Annotated in this window: 15 protein-coding genes and 1 pseudogene; 11 read left to right on the top strand and 5 right to left on the bottom strand. The window is 62.0% G+C overall.

The features are described from left to right. The first annotated feature begins 96 nt into the window (after positions 1 to 96). The 4 genes and pseudogenes from J2X43_RS21825 to J2X43_RS21810 all read left to right on the top strand — a co-directional run bounded on the left by J2X43_RS21825 (position 97) and on the right by J2X43_RS21810 (position 8,313). Positions 97 to 1,158, top strand: coding sequence for a helix-turn-helix domain-containing protein (locus J2X43_RS21825; protein ID WP_310297197.1), 1,062 nt, complete (start codon positions 97 to 99; stop codon positions 1,156 to 1,158). Positions 1,159 to 1,230: 72 nt separating this feature from the next. Continuing rightward, positions 1,231 to 2,205, top strand: a complete 975-nt coding sequence (locus J2X43_RS21820; protein ID WP_310297194.1) for a threonine/serine dehydratase — start codon at positions 1,231 to 1,233, stop codon at positions 2,203 to 2,205. A 45-nt stretch (positions 2,206 to 2,250) separates the two neighbouring features. Further along, positions 2,251 to 2,401, top strand: a pseudogene (locus J2X43_RS21815) (GlxA family transcriptional regulator); the annotation flags it as partial. Between the two features lie 449 nt (positions 2,402 to 2,850). Then, complete coding sequence (locus tag J2X43_RS21810; protein WP_310297190.1) at positions 2,851 to 8,313, top strand: hypothetical protein; 5,463 nt, start codon at positions 2,851 to 2,853, stop codon at positions 8,311 to 8,313. A gap of 71 nt (positions 8,314 to 8,384) precedes the next feature. On the opposite strand, the gene J2X43_RS21805 is transcribed toward J2X43_RS21810, so the two are convergent. After that, positions 8,385 to 9,302 carry a LysR substrate-binding domain-containing protein gene (locus J2X43_RS21805; protein WP_310297187.1) on the bottom strand — a complete coding sequence of 306 codons (918 nt, stop codon included), beginning with the start codon at positions 9,300 to 9,302 and terminating at the stop codon, positions 8,385 to 8,387. Between the two features lie 104 nt (positions 9,303 to 9,406). On the opposite strand from J2X43_RS21805, the gene J2X43_RS21800 reads away from it, so the two are divergent. The 3 genes from J2X43_RS21800 to J2X43_RS21790 are packed head-to-tail and all read left to right on the top strand — an operon-like array spanning position 9,407 to position 10,775. Continuing rightward, positions 9,407 to 9,826 carry a tautomerase family protein gene (locus J2X43_RS21800; protein WP_310297184.1) on the top strand — a complete coding sequence of 140 codons (420 nt, stop codon included), beginning with the start codon at positions 9,407 to 9,409 and terminating at the stop codon, positions 9,824 to 9,826. After that, the gene (locus tag J2X43_RS21795) at positions 9,823 to 10,224 is read left to right on the top strand and encodes a cupin domain-containing protein (RefSeq protein ID WP_310297181.1); all 402 of its coding nucleotides are present in this window, start codon (positions 9,823 to 9,825) and stop codon (positions 10,222 to 10,224) included. Before J2X43_RS21800 ends, J2X43_RS21795 begins: the two co-directional genes overlap by 4 nt. Further along, positions 10,221 to 10,775 carry a DUF4865 family protein gene (locus tag J2X43_RS21790; RefSeq protein WP_310297179.1) on the top strand — a complete coding sequence of 185 codons (555 nt, stop codon included), beginning with the start codon at positions 10,221 to 10,223 and terminating at the stop codon, positions 10,773 to 10,775. Before J2X43_RS21795 ends, J2X43_RS21790 begins: the two co-directional genes overlap by 4 nt. A gap of 73 nt (positions 10,776 to 10,848) precedes the next feature. Here the strand turns inward: J2X43_RS21790 and pyk are convergent, their stop codons facing one another. Beyond that, positions 10,849 to 12,288, bottom strand: a complete 1,440-nt coding sequence (gene pyk / locus J2X43_RS21785) for a pyruvate kinase (protein WP_310297176.1) — start codon at positions 12,286 to 12,288, stop codon at positions 10,849 to 10,851. Then, positions 12,288 to 12,758, bottom strand: a complete 471-nt coding sequence (locus J2X43_RS21780; RefSeq protein ID WP_112385515.1) for a DUF1036 domain-containing protein — start codon at positions 12,756 to 12,758, stop codon at positions 12,288 to 12,290. The genes pyk and J2X43_RS21780 overlap by 1 nt, the downstream gene beginning before the upstream one ends. A 219-nt stretch (positions 12,759 to 12,977) precedes the next feature. Here J2X43_RS21780 and J2X43_RS21775 point away from each other — a divergent pair, with 219 nt between their 5' ends. From J2X43_RS21775 to J2X43_RS21765, 3 genes are all read left to right on the top strand, one after another. Further along, positions 12,978 to 13,769 carry an N-formylglutamate amidohydrolase gene (locus J2X43_RS21775; RefSeq protein ID WP_310297595.1) on the top strand — a complete coding sequence of 264 codons (792 nt, stop codon included), beginning with the start codon at positions 12,978 to 12,980 and terminating at the stop codon, positions 13,767 to 13,769. 10 nt (positions 13,770 to 13,779) lie between these two features. After that, entirely contained in the window at positions 13,780 to 14,085 is a 306-nt protein-coding gene (locus tag J2X43_RS21770) for a DUF1244 domain-containing protein (protein ID WP_310297173.1), read from the top strand. A 91-nt stretch (positions 14,086 to 14,176) separates the two neighbouring features. Beyond that, positions 14,177 to 14,440, top strand: coding sequence for a DUF2312 domain-containing protein (locus J2X43_RS21765; protein ID WP_007822869.1), 264 nt, complete (start codon positions 14,177 to 14,179; stop codon positions 14,438 to 14,440). A gap of 127 nt (positions 14,441 to 14,567) precedes the next feature. Here J2X43_RS21765 and J2X43_RS21760 read toward each other — a convergent pair whose 3' ends face one another. Together J2X43_RS21760 and J2X43_RS21755 are read right to left on the bottom strand one after the other, a co-directional pair. Further along, a complete protein-coding gene (locus J2X43_RS21760) occupies positions 14,568 to 16,421 on the bottom strand; it encodes a DUF882 domain-containing protein (protein ID WP_310297168.1) in 1,854 nt (617 codons plus the stop codon). A gap of 178 nt (positions 16,422 to 16,599) precedes the next feature. Then, positions 16,600 to 18,153 carry a sigma-54 dependent transcriptional regulator gene (locus tag J2X43_RS21755; protein ID WP_310297165.1) on the bottom strand — a complete coding sequence of 518 codons (1,554 nt, stop codon included), beginning with the start codon at positions 18,151 to 18,153 and terminating at the stop codon, positions 16,600 to 16,602. 208 nt (positions 18,154 to 18,361) lie between these two features. Here J2X43_RS21755 and J2X43_RS21750 point away from each other — a divergent pair, with 208 nt between their 5' ends. Continuing rightward, the gene (locus J2X43_RS21750; RefSeq protein WP_310297163.1) at positions 18,362 to 20,215 is read left to right on the top strand and encodes a M3 family oligoendopeptidase; all 1,854 of its coding nucleotides are present in this window, start codon (positions 18,362 to 18,364) and stop codon (positions 20,213 to 20,215) included. The last annotated feature ends 75 nt before the right edge of the window (positions 20,216 to 20,290 follow it).

The raw sequence follows: 20,290 nt of genomic DNA, 5'->3' as shown, positions 1-20,290 counted from the left end.
TTTCTTGAGACCTTGATCGTGTTCCGGGTCGCCCGCAATTGCGATCAAGGCCAATCTCGTGCTCATATTGATGAGATAAATGTCCGGACACTGCCGATGATTTTCGTGCCTCTGCCTTTCGTGGTCGCCCTGCTCCTCTCTATCCTCCTCATCCGGATGCTGAGGATGGAGGAATGGAGCGCGCCCGGGCGGCGGCTGTTTCTGGCGCTGATCGCCGCTTATGCGCTGCAATCCGTCTTCATCGGCCTGCGCTGGGGCTACGACATGCTAGCGATCATGCCGCTGCAGGCCGTGCTCGCCGCCATTGTCGCGCCGCTCTCCTTCGCAAGCTTCGCTGACCTGACGCTCGGCACGCCACGGCCGTTGAGCCGGCAATGGCTGCATCTTCTGCCGGCAATCGGCGTTGCTCTGGCATTCGCCTGCTGGCGGGATGTCGTCGGCCTGAGCCTGATCCTGCTCTTCATCGGCTATGGCCTTGCGCTACTCTGGATTTCGCGAAGCGGCGCCGATGCGCTTGTCGCCTCCCGCCTCGACGGGGCGTTCCTTTCCTATCGGTCGCTGGTGATCACGGCTGTCGCGCTGATCGGCTCGGGCCTGAGCGACGTCGTCATCAGCCTCGATCTCTACCGCACCGGCGGCGCCAACGCCGGGGCCATCGTTGCGCTCGGAAACGTCATCGTCCTCCTGATCCTCGGCGCCGCGGCCTCGATCGCCGGCGGCACGCAGCCGGAACAGGGGATCGACAGCGCGCCTCCATCGCCCGCTCTTCCAACGGAAGAGGACGACGCCGTCGCCAGTCGTCTCGACAGCCTCATGGAGACCAAGCAGGTCTATCGCGATCCCGAGCTCAATCTGAACCGCATCGCCCGCAAGCTCGGCCTCCCCGCCCGCCGCGTCTCGGTGGCGGTCAACCGCATCCACGGCATGAGCGTCTCGCAATATGTCAACGAATTCCGCATCCGCTTCGCCTGCGATCAACTGGCGCATAACGATATGCCGGTCACCAGCGTGATGTTCGAGGCGGGCTTCATCAGCAAGTCGAACTTCAATCGCGAGTTCCTGCGCGTCACCGGCACCAGTCCGACGGAATACCGGCGCCGTGAGCGCGCGCCGCAACCCGCCAAGGAGACCGCGCTACAGGCTTTCGTGTCACGGTGACAAGAACCGGCGTTCACAAGCGCCAAGCCGTCTTCTATTCATGGCGCAGCACATCAGCCGAAAGAGCATCCCATGGCATCCATTGAAATGATCGTCGCCGCCCGCGCCCGTCTGCGCGGACATATCAGGCGCACGCCGCTGCTCTCGTCACCCTTTCTCGACGAGATGGCTGGTCGCCGTGTCTTTGTGAAGGCCGAATGTTTGCAGCACACGGGCTCCTTCAAGTTCCGTGGCGGCTGGTCGGCGGTATCGGGACTGGAACCCGATATCCGCAAGCGCGGCGTCATCGCCTTCTCTTCCGGCAACCACGCGCAGGGCGTGGCGCTGGCCGCCAAACTCCACGGCGTCCCCTCGGTCATCATCATGCCCGCGGACGCGCCGAAGCTGAAGATCGACAACACCCGCGCCTTCGGCGCCGAGGTGGTGCTCTACGATCGCGCCAAGGAAGACCGTGACGCCATCGGCGCCCGGCTCTCCGCCGATCGGCGCCTGACGCTGATCAAGCCTTTCGACGAACCGCTCGTGATCGCCGGCCAGGGCACGACGGGTCTTGAGATTGCCGAACAGGCGGAAGAGGAAGGCATCAAGGAAGCCGAAGTTCTGGTGCCCTGCGGCGGCGGCGGCCTGAGCTCCGGCATCGCGCTGGCGCTGGAAGCAAGCGCCCCGAACTTTACCGTCCGCACCTGCGAACCTGAAAGCTTCGACGACTTCGCGCGCTCGCTGGCATCAGGCGAAATCAAGCGCAATGCGGCGCTGGCCGGCTCGATCTGCGATGCGATCATCACGCCTGAACCCGGCAAGATCACCTTCCCGATCCTGCAGCGGCTTGCCGGCGCAGGTATCGCCGTGACGGACGACGAGGCGCTGCGCGCCATGGCGCTCGCCTTCAAGCGGCTGAAGATCATCGTCGAGCCCGGCGGCGCGGTGGCACTTGCTGCGGCATTGTTCCACGGCAAGGCGCTGGAAAGCGACAGCGTCATCACCGTCACTTCGGGCGGGAATGTCGATACCGAAGTCTTTGCAATGGCGCTGGAGCGCTTCGGCTGACGCCGGATCCTCAAACCTTATAGCGGGTGGCTGGTTTCGAGCAGAAACCTGCGGCTGGAAGCGGCAAGACTGTTGATGTGACAGGCGCGCCACCCGATCGGTGCTTTCGCCCGCGAGACCGGCTTTTGCCGATGGCGAGCGGATACGCCGTGCCTTCCTGCGCGCATTCAGCCCGCCACCGCAGAACATCCGCCGGACGCACAGAGCGAACAGGTCCCCTGGACTCGCGATCATTACCGCACGCGGAAGCTGTCTATTTCGCGGCGCCGTTGATCGGGCGTTGTCTCTCCATCCTCACGCAAGCTTAGCACGACACATATCCTGACAAGACGGCGGCAGGTAGGGCTGTAATCGTTGGTTGTGGGGTAAGTCATTTTTCGGCCGATAACGGCTCCGGTCGTTTTGAGCCTGACGATTTGCGGCAGCAATGCCGCATGTCGTGTTGGGAAGGCGGCCGCTTTACGCGCGCCGCATCGATAATGCTTGTCCCGCCCATCGGCTCGCTTCCAGCGATGCCTGTCGAACCATTTGTTTCTGCGTCTTGTTCCGTTGCGTTTGTTGCAAACCGCCCGAAGGCGGTGCGTGCGAACCTTTGGACATCAGACGTGAGACGGTTACCGGCAACGCCAGTGCAAGGGCAACTAGATGACCTCGATCGCTTCCTTTACGACCGCCCAGATCAGAGCTCTCTCGACGAAGACGATCAAGGAGCTTTCGGCCGAGGATATCGGGTCGCTCTCTCCTGATCAGGTGAGGGTTCTCAGCAAGACGCAGATTTCTGCGCTCGAAGCGGAAGATATCAGACAGCTCGACTCAGCTCAGCTTGGTGCCATATCGGCCGGTGCGATTGCCGGTCTGGGACCGGAGCTACTCGCAGCGATCGACGCCGCGAAACTTGCCGCGCTTGGCGGGGCTCAGATCGCCGCCTTGAGCACGACCCAGCTTGCTGTCCTCACCCCCGAGCAGATCGAGGCTCTGACGCCCGATCAGATCAAGGGCCTGAGCGCATCCCAGATTGCTTCGCTCGGGGCGGACGATATCGCCAAGTTTTCGGCAGAAGACGTCGGGGCGATCAGCCCCAAGGCGATCGGCGGCTTGCAGACCGAAGCAGTTTCCGCTCTCAGCGGCGAGCAGATCGCCGCGTTGAGCACCGATCAGATCAAGGCGCTGACGGCAAAGCAGATCGCCGGCTTGACGCCAGGCCAGATCGCGTCGTTCTCCGAGAGCCAGATCGGCGCACTGTCGGCAGCCCAGGTCGGCACGCTGTCCAACACACAAATCGTCGGACTGACTGCCACACAGATCGCAAGCCTCAGCAACACGGCCATCACAGGTCTAAAGGCAACACAGATCGCCGCGGTGAGCGATATCCAGCTTGAAGGCCTCAGTGTGGCCCAGGCAGCCGCACTGACCGCAACCCAGGTTGGCGCGCTGGGCGCCGATGACATCGCCAAATTCTCGCCCGACGAAATCGGAGCAATCAGCGCCAAGGCGTTTGCCGCGCTGAAGCCCGAAGCGATCGCGGCTCTCAGCGGCGAGCAGATTTCCAAGTTGAGCGCCGATCAGATCAGAATGCTGACGGTAAAGCAGATTGCCAGCATAGCGCCGGACCATCTCGGTGCATTCTCCGACGTGCAGATCAAGGCACTGTCGGCCACCCAGACAGGCGCATTGACCAACGACCAGATCGGCGGCCTGACGGCAGCGCAGATCGGCCAGCTTAGCACTGGGGGTATCAGCGGTCTGAAGGCGACGCAGATTGCCGTGATGCGGGCGGATCAGGTGGCCGGTTTGACGGCTGCTCAAGCAGGACTTCTCACGGCTTCCCAGGTTGCCGGCTTTAGCGCCACCAATGTCACCGGGCTGAGCGGAGACGCCATCGCAGCCATCAAATGGCCCAGTGGCCTTAGCAATGCGGCAATTGCGGCACTTGGTAACGATCAGATTGCCAAACTGAGCGCCAATCAGATCAAGTCGCTGACGGCGAAGCAGATCGCCGGCTTCACGCCGGATCAGATCGCCACTTTCTCAGGCGTGCAGATCAATGCATTGTCCGCAGCACAGGTTGGTGCGCTGACCAACGCGCAGATTGCCGGCCTGTCCGGCACACAGATCGGCCAGCTCAACACTGCGGCCACCCCGGGTCTGAAGCCGACACAGATCGCGGCAATGAGCGCGGATCAAGTGGCCGGCATGACTGCAGCGCAGATGGCGGCGATGACCACCCTGCAGGTTGCCGGCTTCGGCGTCGAAAACATTTCGAAGATGAGCGCGGAGGCCTTTGCGGCGATCAATCCAAAGGCCATCGGCGGCTTGAAGAACGAGATCATCGCAGCCCTGGGAAATGAGCAGGTCGCCTCATTGAGCACGCTGCAGATCAGAGCGCTGACGGCAAAGCAGTTCGCCAGCCTGACACCTGCTCAGTTCGGCACCTTTTCCGACGTACAGATCAAGGCTTTGTCGATAACCCAGGCTGGTGCGCTGACCAACGATCAGATCAGCGGCCTTTCCGGTGCCCAGATCGGCCAGCTCAGCAACACGGCGCTGAGCGTTCTCAAGGCAAGCCAGATTGCTGCGATGACGGCCGAGCAGCTTGAGGGTCTAAGCGTTGCACAGGTTGCTGCCCTGACGGCAACGCAGGTCGGCGCATTGACGCCGGAGGATATCGCCACATTCTCGGACGACGAGATCGCGGCCATCAGCCCCAAGGCCATTGGCGCATTGCCGGCCAATACCATCGCTGCACTTACCGACACGCAGATCGGCATGCTGAGTGCGGATCAGATGAAAGCATTGACCGCCAAGCAGATTGCAAGCTTCAGCCCTGCCCAGCTCGGAACGTTTTCCGAGACACAGATGAAAGCTTTGTCGGCAACGCAGACCGGTGCGCTGACCAACGCCCAGATCGGCGGATTTTCCGATATCCAGATCGGCCAGCTTAGCAATGCGGCCATATCCGGCCTCAAGGCAACGCAGATCGGCGCGATGACGGCTGACCAGCTTGCCGGTCTCACCGCAGCCCAGGCCGGGGCGCTGACGGCAGCGCAGACTGCCGGTCTTACGGCAACCAATGTTACCAAGCTGAGCGACGAAGCCATTGCCGCCCTCAACGCCAAGGCAATCGGCGGCCTGAAGAGCGAGGCGATTGCAGCGCTCAGCAACGACCAGATCTCGATGTTGAGCGCTACGCAGATCAAGGCGTTTACGGCATCTCAAATAACCAGCTTCACCCCCGATCAGCTCAGAGGTTTCAGCAACGATCAGATCAACGCGCTGTCTGGAGCTCAAGCCGCATCGCTTGGCCCGGCCCAGATTGCAGCATTGACGCCTGCTCAGATCGGTGAACTCAGCAACGCGGCCATTGCCGGTTTGAAGGCGGCGCAGATCGCGGCGATGAGCGCCGACCAGCTGTCCGGACTGACAGCAGCGCAGGCCGCTGTTCTTGCCGCCGCGCAAGTTGCCGGGGTGAACCCGGGCAATTCCACGAAACTGCCCGTCGATGTTATCGCCGCCATCCCCCCGAAGGCGATTACGGGCATGAAGAACGAAACGATCGCCGCTCTGACCGACACCCAGATCGGCGAACTCAGCGCCGACCAGATCAAGGCATTCACCGTAGCGCAGATGGGTGGCTTCACTGCCGCCCAGCTCGGCAAGTTCACCGACGAGCAGATTGGCGCGCTCTCAGCGGCTCAGGTCGGCGCGCTGACCAAGGAGCAGATCGCAGGTCTGTCCGCGGCGCAGATTGGCCAGCTCAGCAGCGCGGCCGTTGCAGGCCTTAAACCCGCGCAGATTGCCGATATGACGGAAGCGCAGCGCGAAGGCCTGAGTGTCGCCCAAGCCGGCGCGCTGACGGCAGCTCAAATTGGTGCGCTCACCGTGGCCGACATAGCCAAGTTCTCCGACGAAGAGATCGCCGCGATCAATCCCAAGTCCATTTCCGGTCTGACCAATGCAGTGATAGCCGCTCTCACCCCAAGCCAGATCGGCAAGTTGAGTGCTGAACAGATCGCAGGCTTGCTGCCCAGCCAGGTTGCCAGCTTGACGGCAACGCAGCTCGGTAAGTTCACTGAAGAACAGATCGGCGCGATAACGGCGGCGCAGGCCGGTTCGCTGACCAATGACCAGATATCAGGTCTGTCCGGCGCGCAGATCGGACAGCTGAGCACTGCGGTTTTTGCCGGTTTGAAGTCCTCTCAGATTGCCGCAATGACGGCTGACCAGATTGCCGGGCTTACGGCCGCGCAGGCCGGTGCCTTGACCGCGGCACAAACGGCTGGCCTGACGGCAGCAAATATCATCAAGCTCGGCGACGAGGCATTTGCCGCGATCAATCCCAAAGCCATCGCCGGCCTGACCAACGAGGCGATTGCCGCCTTGAGCGACAGCCAGATCGGAAAGCTAAGCGCGGAACAGATCGCTTCGGTCACTGCACAGCAAATCCCGGGCTTCACCGCAGCACAGCTCGGCAAACTTACCGAGCAGCAGATAGGCGCACTATCCGCGGCTCAGGTCGGCGCACTGACCGGCACACAGATCAGCAGCCTTACTGCCGCTCAGATCGGTCAAATCAGCAATACCGCCTTTGCCGGCCTGACCGCTACGCAGATCGCGGCGATGACGCCAGATCAGGTAGCCACGATCACTGCGGACAAGAGCGCTTTGCTAACTGCGGCACAGGTCGCCGGCTTCAGCGCGCTCGCTGTCAGCAAGCTGAGCGACGATGCCTTCGCGGCCATCGGCGCCACCGCGATTGGCGGCCTCAAGCCGGAGGCCATCAGCGTCCTCAGCGACAGCCAGATCGCCAAGCTCGGCGCTGACAAGCTCAAGGCTTTGACCGCATCGCAGATGCCCGGTTTCACCCCGGTTCAGCTCAGCAAGTTCACGGACGAGCAGATGGGGGCGTTGTCGGCGGTGCAAACCGGGGCGCTGACCAACGATCAGATTACGGCTCTCTCCGCTGCCCAGATCGGCCAGCTGAACAACGCTGCGGTTGCCGGCCTGACGCCGGCGCAGATCGCCGCCATGTCGGATACGCAGCTTGAAGCGCTCAGCGTTGCCCAGGTCGGCGCAATGACGGCCGCTCAGGTGGCCGCCCTGAGCCCTCAAGATATTGCGAAATTCACTGCCGACGAAGTGGCGGCTATCAGCCCAGCGGCGATAGCCGGCCTGAAGAATGACGCGATCGCAGCCCTGAGTACCGAACAGATCGGCAAGCTCAGCAAGGAGCAGATCGCCGGCCTCCTTCCGGCGCAGATCCCGGGCCTCACGCCTGCACAGCTTGGCGGGCTCACCGACGATCAGATCGGCGCCCTGTCGGCAGCGCAGGCTGGAGCACTGACCAACGGCCAGATCGCGGCGCTTTCTCCTGCGCAGATCGGCAAGATCAGCGCGACCGCCACCGTCGGCCTCAAGGCAAGCCAGATTACGGCCATGACCGCGGATCAGGTGGCCGGGTTGACCCCGGCTCAGATTGGCGGCTTCACCGCCCTGCAGGTGGCCGGATTGACGGTCGCAAACGTCTCCAAGCTGACGAATGAAGCAATCGGCGCCATCAATGCCAAGGCGATGATCGGCCTGCGGAGCGACGTCATCGCTGCCCTCAGCGATAGCCAGCTCGGTAAGCTCGGCCCCGATCAGCTGAAGGGGCTGACGCCGCAGCAGATTCCGAGCTTCAGCCCGGCTCAGCTTGCCAAGTTTACAGACGCTCAGCTCGGCGCTCTGACTGCCGCCCAGCTAGGCGGGATGAGTGCCGTGCAGATCGGCAGTCTGACCGCCGCACAGATCGGCAAATTCAGCGACACAGCTGTCGCCGGTTTCACACCAGCCCAGATCGCCGCGATGACAGCAGACCAGATTGAAGGCTTCACACCGGCGCAGACGGCAAAGCTGAGTGCCGCACAGCTCGCCGCAATGGCGCCCGAGGATGTGGCGAAGTTCTCCGTCGAAGACATCGCCGCCATCGACACCGGGGCGATTTCCGGACTTTCCGTCGAGGACCTCAGGGGTCTCGACAAGAACCACGCAAACGCCTTCACAAGCCCTCAGGTCCTGGCCATGAACGACCAACAGGTTGCAGCCGTTGTGGCGGCCTATAGCGACTTCTAGAGCGGTCTCCGGTTCCTGGCCGCTCCCCGTCAACGATCGGGAGCGGCTATCAATTCAGCTGTGGCAGAAGCCTAACCGCCAACCAGCCCCTTCACCGGTACCGCGTTGACCAACTCCTCGCGGACGGATTGCAGGACGAGGGAGGCAAGGCGCGCGGTTGCTGCATCCGCATCCGCTTCCGCGCGGTGCAACATCAGGCCCAGCGATGGCAGCGGCGGCAATCCGGCGGCGCCGGGCGCAAGCGCTCTGACCTTTGAGGGCAGACCAATCGGCGTGCGGATGGTGATCCCGAGGCCTGCCGCGGTCGCTGCCCACAGCCCGCCAAGGCTGGGACTAACGAAGGAAAGGCGCCAGGGGATGTTGGCGCGGTCAAGAGCATTGGTGGCCGCGGTCCGCAGCAGGCACGGAGCTTCAAGCGAGGCCAGCGGCAGCGGCTCCCCGCTTTCGGCACTCCACCCTGACGGCCCCGAGGCAGGGCCGATCCATTGCATCGGCACCTCGCCGATCGCCTCGCAATGCGCCGTCACCGTCCCGTTGCTCCAAGCGAGCGCCAGATCGAGCTTGCCGGTTGTCACCCGCTCGATCAGTTCGACATTGCGGACGACACGCGCTTCGATCCGGACCCTTGGGTGCGCCCGCGCGAAACGCCCGAGCACATCGGGCAGCACGGTCTCGCCGAAATCCTCCTGCAGCCCGAGCCGCACCCAGCCCTCCAGCTCGACGCTCTGGATTGCCGCGACCGCCTCATCGTTCAGTTCAAGCAGACGGCGGGCATAGGCAAGCATCGTCTCGCCCGCCTCTGTCAGCGCCAGACCACGCCCGGCCTTGCGGAAGATCGGTGTTCCCGCCTGCTCTTCGAGCTTCTTCAATTGCGCGCTGACGGCGGATGTCGAACGTCCCAGACGTTCGGAAGCCTTCGCGAAATTGCCGAGCTCCATGCCGGTCGCGAAGGTTCGAAGAACATCCAGATCGAAATTCGTCTTGCGCATCATCAATCCTATTTTTCAGGATCATATGTTCGGTATATTCTGATTTTATGGATCAATCTGCCGTGCGATGCTCCTCCTGTCAAGATTTCAAACAGGAGGCTCCCATGCCCTTCGTTCGCATCTCCCTTCTCAAAGGCAAATCGCCGGAATACCTGCGCGCCCTTTCGGACGGCATCCATCGCGCGCTCGTCGAGGCGTTCGACGTGCCACCTGCCGACCGTTTCCACGAAATCCAGCAGCATGAGCCGGGCGAACTGATCTTCGACCGCAACTATCTCGCCGGTCCACGCTCCGACGACTTCGTGCTCTTCGCGATCCGCGCCGGCCGGCCGCGGACGACGGAGATGCGCAAGGCCTTCTTCAAGCGCGCCGCCGAATTGCTGACCGAGGCGCCGGGGCTTCGGAAGGAAGACATCATGATCACCATCGTCAGCTCTCAGCCCGACGAATGGTCCTTCGGCGACGGCTTGGCGCAGATGGCAGATGACGGCTGGCGCGCCCGCGCCATGGGAGAGCCGTCATGAGCGGTAATCCTCTCGCGATGACCATCCGCCGCCCGGGAAGCGTCACGCGCTCGCCCGACGGCGTGGCATCGGCACCCTTCTGGGTCGAGATGCTGCTCGAAGGCGAAGCGCGCGGCGAAAACACGGCCATGCGGGCAACACTCGATCCCGGCACCGTCACCAACTGGCACACGCATCCGCGCGGTCAGCTGCTCTATGTCCTCTCCGGCACCGGCCGCGCTCAGCGCGACGGCGGGCCGGTGGAGGAGCTCAGAACCGGCGACGCCGTCTGGTTCGCCCCACATGAGAAACATTGGCATGGCGCGGCCGTCGGCAGCCCTTTCAGCTACATCAGCATCCAGGCGACCGACGGCGAACGCATCGTCGACTGGCTGGAACCCGTGGAGATATCCCGATGATCGCCATGCAATACAGCTTCACGCTGCCCGCCGATTACGACATGGGCATCATCGACCGCCGGATCCGCGACCGTGGGCAGGGCACCGATGGCTTGCCGCATCTAGGTTTCAAAGCCTATCTCAGCGCCAGAAAGGGCGAGTTCGGCAGTGCGGAAAATCTCTATGCGCCCTTCTATCTCTGGAACGCACCCGAAGGCGCCAGCAATTTCATCACTGGGCCGGGCTTTGAGGCACTGACCCAGTCCTTCGGCCGCCCGAGTATCCGGCAGTGGATGGTCTGGCACGCAGCCACTGCGCCCGATCTCGGCAAGGCGCAGTTTGCTTCAAGCGAGGTGTTGCCTATCGAGCCGCACGCGGATCTTGCCGGATTGAAAGTGCAGGAAACGGAGCGTGCGTCGCGAGCAGGCAGCAGGCGCGATGTGCTGGCCGCAATCTCGGCCTTCGAAGCGACGACGTGGTCGCTCGTCCGCTTCACGCTTTATCGCGACGCGCCGCTGATATCAGGTGATGGCCAGATCTACCGGGTCGGCCACATGTCCCTCCCCGCTTAAGCCGACCTGCCCAAAAAAGAAAAAACCCGCCGTGTTCGCGGCGGGTTTTTGTATTCGTTGCAATCTCTGAGGATCAGATGCCGCTGCGGCCGTCGGAGCCAATATAGGCGATCCGGATCATGTTGGTCGCACCAGGCGTGCCGAGCGGAACGCCGGCCGAAATGATGATGCGGTCACCCGGCTTGCCGAAACCTTCGTCGGCAACGATGCGGCAGGCGCGGTTGACCATGTCGTCGAGATCGGTCGCGTCGTGGGTAACGACGCAGTGCAGGCCCCAGACGATCGCCAGACGGCGGGCCGTCTTGATGATCGGCGACAGCGCCAGGATCGGCACCTGCGGGCGCTCGCGCGAGGCGCGCAGACCCGTCGTGCCCGACGAGGTGTAACAGACGATCGCCGAGAGCTTCAGCGTTTCGGCAATCTGGCGGCCGGCGAGCGAGATCGCGTCGGCACCGGTTGCCTCGGGCTGAGCGCGCTGCGCGTAGATGATACCGGGGTAATGCGGCTCGCGCTCGATGGCGGTGGCGATCGACGCCATGGTGGCCACGGCTTCGACCGGGTAGTCACCCGATGCCGATTCAGCCGAGAGCATGACGGCGTCTGCGCCTTCGAACACGGCAGTAGCAACGTCGGAGACTTCGGCGCGGGTCGGAACCGGTGCAGTGATCATCGATTCCAGCATCTGCGTGGCGACGACGACGGGCTTGCCCGAACGGCGGCAGGCGCGGATTAGCTGCTTCTGGATACCGGGAACGGCTTCGAGTGGCATTTCGACGCCGAGGTCGCCACGGGCAACCATCAGCGCATCGGACAACTCGATGATTTCTTCGATGCGCTCGATCGCCTGCGGCTTCTCGATCTTCGACATGATGCCGACGCGGCCCTTGGCGATCTTGCGCACTTCGGCGAGATCTTCCGGGCGCTGCACGAAGGAGAGCGCAACCCAGTCGACGTCGTCGGTGGCGAGAACAGCATCCAGATCGACGCGGTCCTTGTCCGTCAGAACGCCGACGGTGAGCAGCGTATCGGGAAGGCTGACGCCCTTGCGGTCGGAAATCTTGGTGCCCGAGATAACCGTGGTGACAATGCTCTTGCCGTCGCACTTTTCAGCGCGCAGCGCCAGCTTGCCGTCGTCGATCAGCAGGCGGTGGCCCGGCTGTACCGATTCCAGAATTTCAGGGTGCGGCAGGAAGACGCGGGTGGCATCGCCGGGCGCTTCGTTGTTGTCGAGCGTGAAGGTCTGGCCCGGCCTCAGGTCGACCTTGGTATCGGCGAACTTGCCGACGCGAAGCTTCGGGCCCTGGAGGTCGGCGAGAATGCCGATCGGGCGGCCGGAGCGGGCTTCGACCGAGCGGATGCGCTGGATCAGCGAGCGCATCACGTCATGGCTCGCATGGCTCATGTTGATGCGGAAGACATCGGCACCAGCCTGGTGCAGCTTCTCGATCATCGCTTCGTCGCTGGAGGCGGGGCCGAGCGTGGCGAGGATTTTTACTTTGCGGTTACGCTTCATCAATTCGGGCTTTCTTGCGTTCCGGGCGTATCGGAAAGTTGGACCATCCAGCTACCCTGGCGGCCCGTATCATATTCCTTGAACCCCATCTTCTGGTAGCCACGGGCATAGCAATCATTGACGCCCGTGATCTTGAACTCGTTCTCCGCTACGCACATCTGCACATCGCCCGTCCAACGGCCTCCCCGGGCGGCATCTTCTGCGTAGAGGTAGTAATATCGCGACTGCAGCTCTCCTTCGATCAGCGTCGCGCAGGTCGTTGCCGGGACCTGCCACCAGCCTTCGGTGATCCAGCCATCCTTGGCACGATAGCCGATGGCGACGCCGACCAGATTTTGGGTGCCATTGCAGACGCGGAAATCCGCGCGTGCCGCGTTTGCGGCGAAGAATGGCATCATGGCTGCGAATGCGAACAAAGCGAGGCGGGCAAGCGGCCCGGACCGGGTGAGGAAACTTGGTGCGGCTTGCATCAACACGGCTTCCGATTTGCTCCCACGGTTATTCGTTTTCCCGTGCCTTCTTGCGCCGCCATCCCGCGAATGTCAACGCGATGCTAATCGATTATATTCCTTTCATAACCTGCTTGTGACCGGCGAGTCACGGCTGTTGCCGTCTCATCCCGCTTGAACCTCCGGCACGTGCATGCGATCAGTGGCGCCTTGCCCGAAATGACGAATGGCCCTTCGCTGATGGAAGACTTCAAACCCTTCGAAATCCTACCCGGCAATCATGACAGCGGCATGGTGATCCTTGGCGATCACGCCATGAACCGGCTGCCGGAAGGTTATGGAAAGCTTGGCCTGCCGGAGACGGCCTTTACCCGGCATATTGCTTACGACATCGGCATCGAGGGGCTGGTGCGCAGCCTCTCGGCCAGGCTCGGCGTTCCCGCCGTCCTCGGCGGCTTCTCGCGGCTGCTGATCGATCCGAACCGCGGTGAGGACGACCCGACGCTAATCATGAAGATCTCGGATGGCGCCATCATTCCGGGCAACCACCCGATCTCCTCAGTCGAATGGCAGAACCGCATCGAGCGCTTCCACCGGCCCTATCACGATGCCGTAGCGGCGGAGATCGCCAGGGTGGCGAGTGCCACCGGCAAGGCGCCGCTGGTCCTGTCGCTGCATTCCTATACGCCCGCCTGGAAGGGTGTTCCCCGCCCGTGGCACGCAGCCGTCCTCTGGGACAGCGACCACCGCGCCGTCGGCCCGCTGCTTGACATGCTGCGCCGCGATCCCGATCTCATTGTCGGTGACAACGAGCCCTATGATGGTGCGCTGAAGGGTGACACCATGTACCGGCACTGCATGGTATCGGGCATTCCGCACGCCCTGCTCGAAGTCCGTCAGGACCTGATCGGCGACGAGGCCGGCATCGCCGGTTGGGCGGCGCGGCTGGCACCGGTCTTCGAGGCGATGAATGCCGATCCGGCTCTGCACGAATACCAGGTGCACCCGTCGCGCACCGGCCCCTATGCATGAAGGAATCGATATGACCGACCTGACGAAAGAACAGCAGACCGAGTTCGAGGCCGCCGCCTTCCGCAGGCTGGTGGCACATCTACGCGATCGCACCGACGTGCAAAACATCGACCTGATGAACCTCGCAGGCTTCTGCCGCAACTGCCTGTCGAACTGGTACCGGGAAGCGGCCGAGGAAAACGGCGTAGCCGTAACCAAGGATCAATCCCGCGAGATCGTCTACGGAATGCCGTACGAGCAGTGGAGAACCCTTCACCAGAACGAGGCTTCGGAAGCACAGAAAGCCGCTTTCGACACGAACAACCCGCACAAATAAGCCGATGATGGCCGAAGGGGCTTGACCGCGGCGCCGCTTCACGGCAGTCAACGCCCACGAATTTCAATCCGCAAAAATCAGGAGAACACGGATGTCTGATGCTCACGGCGTCGCCCGCGATCAGCTTCGCGCTTTTGTCGAGCGTATCGAACGCCTGGAAGAAGAAAAGAAGACCATCGCCGACGACATCAAGGACGTCTACGGCGAAGCCAAGGGCATGGGCTTCGACACCAAGATCCTCAAGAAGGTCGTTGCCCTGCGCAAGAAGGACGAGCAGGAGCGCATGGAAGAAGATGCGATCCTCGACACCTACCTGCATGCGCTCGGCATGATCGAGTCACCGCCGGAAGGCTGAGCCGCGACGGCATAGTTCAAAAGCCGCCAGGCCTCGCGCCTCGGCGGCTTTTTCTATGGCCTGACGGGTCCACAAACAAAAAGGCCGCCGGATCGCTCCAGCGGCCTTTGTCAAACGATTGGACGCCTCAGTTCGTGTTGAACTTCTTCACTTCCATGAAGTTGACGGCCGTGCCGCTGAAACGGCCGGGATCGATGGAAGCGGTCTTGACGTTGAAGCCTTCGGCATAGACGGCGGTCGGCTGTGCGCGGAGCGTCTGGCTAACGAAGCGCGGCGCCTTGACTGGCTTGGTGACCATTTCGAGACGCGCATTGGTGAGCGCCCACTGCGAGATCATCTTTTGCGTCAGCTTGGGCTCGGTGCGAACCGAAGCGCGGCCTGCATCGGCGGCGGCAGCAACGGCCTTGGTCGGACGTCCACCCTTGGACGGCGTTACAGGGACGGCATCATCAACGCTGACCTGCTGCTGAGGCAGATCGAAGTTATCGCCGAAGCTTGCCGACTTTGTCGGTGCAAGTGCTGCAAGCTGCACCGGCGTCTTGGCGGCGACAGGCTTCGATCCGGGCATAGCTGCATTGATCGCCTGCTCGACCGTCGCCGGCGCGAGAGCGGCAACCTGCGGACCGGAAGCAGCGCTATCCTTGTCGAGCTGCTGTGCAACGGCAGGAGAAAGCTGTTCGGCTTCCGCTTCGTCGCCCGCAGCATCCGGATCAGCATCAGCAGCTGCAGCCAGAAGGTTTTCGGCAGCAACAGGACGATCAACAGGCGTCGGAACAGGAATGGACGGATCGACGGAAGCCACTTCAGCATCACCCGGCTCGCGGCGCTGACCAAGCAGTTCCGGAACAGGAACATGATAAGTGCTGAGATCGGCAAACTGCTGCGGCTGATCTTCCTGCGCGGTCGCGGCAGCAAGAGCCTGCTGAGCTGCGTTGCCCGAATTGGCCGGAAGCATCGCATTGGCGACTTCGCCGCCGCCGAGCTGACCGGCGAATGCCGGACGAACCTGCGGAACCGGCGCATTAACGGCGGCAACCTGAACTTCTTCCTGCACCGGCTCGGCCGCGGCGGCCGGAGCTTCAGGCTTCGTCGGCGTTGCCTTGGCAACAGCGACCGGAGCCGAATCGTCCGAGCTGTCCTCTTCTTCGTCCGCACCGCCACCGAACAACGCTGCAAACAGCGTCTTCGGCTTCTTCGTTTCCGAGAGATTATCGCCGCCGACGGCAGCGACGAGCTGGTCGGAATTCACACGGCGCTTGTAGTCGGCCAATGCCTGCTGGTAGCCGGGAAGCGGCGTGCCGTCGGCAGGGATATGAAGCGTGTTGCCCTTCGGGAAGAGGCGGACGAGCTCATCGCGGCTCATGCGCGGCCAGGCACGAACGCCGCCGACATCCATGTGCACGAAGGGCGAACCAGACTTGGGATAGAAGCCGACACCGCCGACCTGCATCTTCATTCCGATCGCACGCAGCGTCGCTAGCTTCACGTCAGGAATGAAGAAGTCCATCGCCTTGCCGAGCATATGCTGGCTCTTCTCGGCGACACCGGAATTGCGCGAACGCGACTTCAGCATCGCATTGGTGCCCGGCGAGCGGAAACCGCAGACGACGTTGATGTAATCTTTCGAGCCACTCTGGCGGTAGACTTCCCAGATCAGGTCGAACAGATGCGGATCCATCTTCGTCGGCTGGTTCTTGCGCCAGTCGCGAAGGAATCGATTCAGCTGCTCAAGACCCTTCGGGTCGAACTTGCCGTTGCGCTTGTAGGTGATGACGGCCTTTTCACCCGTATGGATGAAATAGAGCTTCAGGCTGCGTGTTTCGCCGGCCGCTTCGGAAGGCGTGCCGACGAATACAGGTGAGGATACCGCAAGCGCGAGGAGGGCGGCCATTGCCGTCCGGACCACCTTTCCGCCAACGTTGGCGCACAGCGTACGCCAGCTCAAGCGCGAAGGCTTGGTATGCTCATTCAGATCCGGCAAACTCAATCCCCGTCAGACTGCCAAATGTCCGGCTGTCCCAATGACTGTCAAATGCGGTGACACGATGGCAAAAATGCCACACACGATCAACCTTTTCTTTACATAGTCAACGATCGACTAACAAGTGGTTTATGAACAGTAACCGAACATGCTTGCGGGAATATTAACGGATTGTGGACTAAGCGGCGTCCTTCTGGGGATTATCGGGGTCGATGCCGTAGTCCTTCAGCTTGCGATACAGCGTCGAACGGCCGATCCCCAATTTCCTCGCCACTTGACTCATCTGGCCCCGGTAGAATTTAAGGGCGAATCGGATCAACTCCTCTTCGACATCAGCAAGTTTCCTCACCTCGCCGGCTGGATTGACGCTCGCGATCGCGTTTTCGGCGCTATCGGCGTGACGATGCGCAGCATCGAGAACCGAGGGCGGCGGAACGCTGTAGTCGGATGCCGCAAACTCCGCATCGTGATCGCGATGCGTGTTGTCGGCGACCAGCGCCAGGTGATCGACCACATCATATTCCGGCAGTTGCGCCGCAATCTGCGGGAAATCCGATTCCGTCAACTCAGAACCTTCGGCCAGTACGACGGCGCGGAAGATGGCGTTTTCCAGCTGCCGGATGTTGCCCGGCCAGTCGTAAGCCGTCAGCAGTGCCAGCGCACCGGAATTGACGGTCATGCGATGGCCGTTCTTCTGCTCCGATGAGAACCGGTCGGTGAAGACGCGTACCAGATGCGGAATGTCTTCCTTGCGCTTGCGCAGCGCCGGAATCGTGATCGGGAAGACGTTGAGGCGATAATAGAGATCCTCGCGGAAGTGGCCGTTCTTGACCTCCTCGATCAGATCCTTGTTGGTCGCCGAAATCAGGCGGACATTGACCTTATGTGCGGTGCGGGCACCGACGGTCTCGATCTCGCCCTGCTGGACGGCGCGCAGCAGCTTGACCTGAACCTCGAGCGGCAGATCGCCGATTTCATCGAGGAAGATCGTGCCGCCATCGGCCTCCATGAACTTGCCAGTATGGCGCTCGGTCGCGCCTGTGAAAGCGCCCTTCTCATGACCGAACAGAATGCTCTCGACCAGATTATGCGGGATAGCACCACAGTTGACGGTCACGAACGGCTTGCCGGAACGGTCGCCGGCAGACTGGATCGCCCGGGCAACAAGCTCCTTGCCGACGCCGGACTCACCTTCGAGAACGACCGGGATATTCGACTGAGCGGCGCGCTGCGCCAGATCAATGACACGAAGCATTGCCGGGCTTGCCGACACGATATCATCGAAGCCGACCACACCGGAGCGCGAACGGCGGCCGGAGCGGGCCTTCACTTCGCGCTGGTCGAGCTTCATTGCATTGGCGATCGAGGTAGCGATCCGCTCGGGCGAGACAGGCTTGACGACGAAATCGAAGGCGCCGGCGCGCATCGCCTGGACTACCGTTTCGATGCCGCCCTGCCCGGTCTGCACGATCACCGGGATCTGTGTGCCGAATTCGTGCACCGCTTCCAGGAATTCGAGACCGGTCATCTCCGGCATCATCAGGTCGAGCACGATGACATTGAAGAGGCCGGCATCGCGCTTGACCATCTCCAGGCCGATGCGGCCGTTTTCTGCCTGATGGACGACGTGCCCGTGGCGCTCGATTGCGTTCTTCAACAGACGGCGCTGTACCGGGTCATCCTCGACCACGAGTATCTGCCCTGCCCCTTTGAGCTCATTGTAACCGGTCATTGTCGCCTCACTTCATGCGAAACCTAGGTTGCACTCTGCCTGAAAGGCTTGAACATCCAGTTTTGAGAAATAATCGCATTTTAACGATTGTGACGATGGCGATTCCGTATCGAACCGGGGCCTTTAACGCGCCGAAAGCCCCTTGATGCGGGACCTTCCGGCGCTTAGGTAGTCAGACCTGTTTTGAATGAGGAAGAGGAGCTTCGCCATGAATTTTGCGCTCAACGCTGCCGGTCTTAATTTCTCGGCAACATCTGCCGGTGGCGCGGCTGACGCTGCGCTCGGCGATCTTCCGGTCTGGAAACTGCAGGACCTCTACCCCTCAGCAACATCGACGGCCTTTACCAGTGACATGGAAAAGGCAGGCAAGAACGCGATCGCCTTCGAGGAGAAATGGAAAGGCAAGCTTGCCGAAGCCGCCACCAAGACCGGCGCCGATGGCATCGGCCAGGCGCTGAAGGAATATGAAGCGCTCGACGACATCATCGGCCGGCTCGGCTCCTTTGCCGGCCTCACCTATTTCTCCGATACGACGAGCCCTGTTAACGGCAAGCTGTATGGCGACGTGCAGGCGCGCATCACCGAATTCTCAGGCCACCTCTTGTTCTTCGCGCTGGAACTGAACCGCATCGACGACGCTGTCATGGATGCCTGCATGGAAAACGACCCGGCTGCCGGGCACTACCGTCCCTGGCTCGTCGATTTGCGAAAGGACAAGCCCTATCAGCTGGATGACAAGCTGGAGCAGCTCTTCCTCGAAAAGTCGATGACATCGGCCGCCGCCTTCAACCGCCTGTTCGACGAAACCATGGCCGAGCTTCGCTATGAGATCGACGGCGAGAAGGTGCCGCTCGAAGTCGCGCTCAACATGCTGCAGGACCCGGATCCGGAAGCCCGCCACAAGGCGGCGATGGCGCTGGCCGAAACCTTCAAGGCCAACATCCGCGTTTTCACGCTGATTACCAATACGCTCGCCAAGGACAAGGATATCGCCGACCGCTGGCGCGGTTTCGAGGACATCGCTGACTCCAGGCACCTTGCCAACCGCGTCGAGCGCGAAGTGGTCGATGCCCTGGCTGCTGCCGTCAAGCAGGCCTATCCGCGGCTGTCGCACCGCTATTACAAGATGAAGGCGAAATGGCTTGGAATGGACCAGATGAATTTCTGGGACCGCAACGCGCCGCTGCCGGAAACCTCGAACGCTGTCATTTCCTGGAACGAGGCGAAGGATACCGTTCTCTCCGCTTATGGCAATTTCGCCCCCGAGATGGCCGACATCGCCAGGCGCTTCTTCGACGAACATTGGATCGATGCGCCGGTTCGCCCCGGCAAGGCGCCCGGCGCCTTCGCGCATCCGACCGTCCCCTCAGCTCATCCCTATGTGCTCGTCAACTATATGGGCAAGCCGCGCGACGTGATGACGCTCGCCCATGAGCTGGGTCACGGCGTCCATCAGGTTCTGGCCGGTGGCCAGGGCGCGCTGATGTGCCAGACGCCGCTGACGCTGGCCGAGACCGCCTCCGTCTTCGGCGAAATGCTGACCTTCCGCGCCCTGCTCGACAAGACGGCGGACAAGCGCGAGCGCAAGGCGATGCTTGCCCAGAAGGTCGAGGACATGATCAACACGGTCGTGCGCCAGATCGCCTTCTACGAATTCGAGCGCAAGCTGCACACCGCGCGCAAGGCCGGCGAACTGACCTCCGACGATATCGGCGAACTCTGGCTATCGGTCCAGTCCGAGAGCCTCGGACCGGCGATCAAGATTTCCGAGGGATACGAGACTTACTGGACCTATATCCCGCACTTCATCCACTCGCCCTTCTATGTCTATGCCTACGCTTTCGGCGACTGCCTGGTGAACTCGCTCTATGCCGTCTACCAGAAGGCGGACAAGGGCTTCCAGGACAAATATTTCGAGCTCTTGAAGGCCGGCGGCACCAAGCACCATTCCGAACTCCTGAAGCCTTTCGGCCTGGATGCCACCGATCCGTCGTTCTGGAGCAAGGGACTGTCGATGATCGAGGGGCTGATCGACGAACTGGAAGCTTTGGATAGGGGCTGAAGCGATAGGCCTCCTTCTCGCGGGGAGAAGGTTGACGAAGGGCGATCAGCGAAACGGCTTTCCGCATGTCAGGCG

It is taken from the genome of Rhizobium sp. BE258, assembly GCF_031457345.1.
GTDB lineage: Bacteria > Pseudomonadota > Alphaproteobacteria > Rhizobiales > Rhizobiaceae > Rhizobium.
This window is presented reverse-complemented; position numbering and strand designations above follow the sequence as displayed.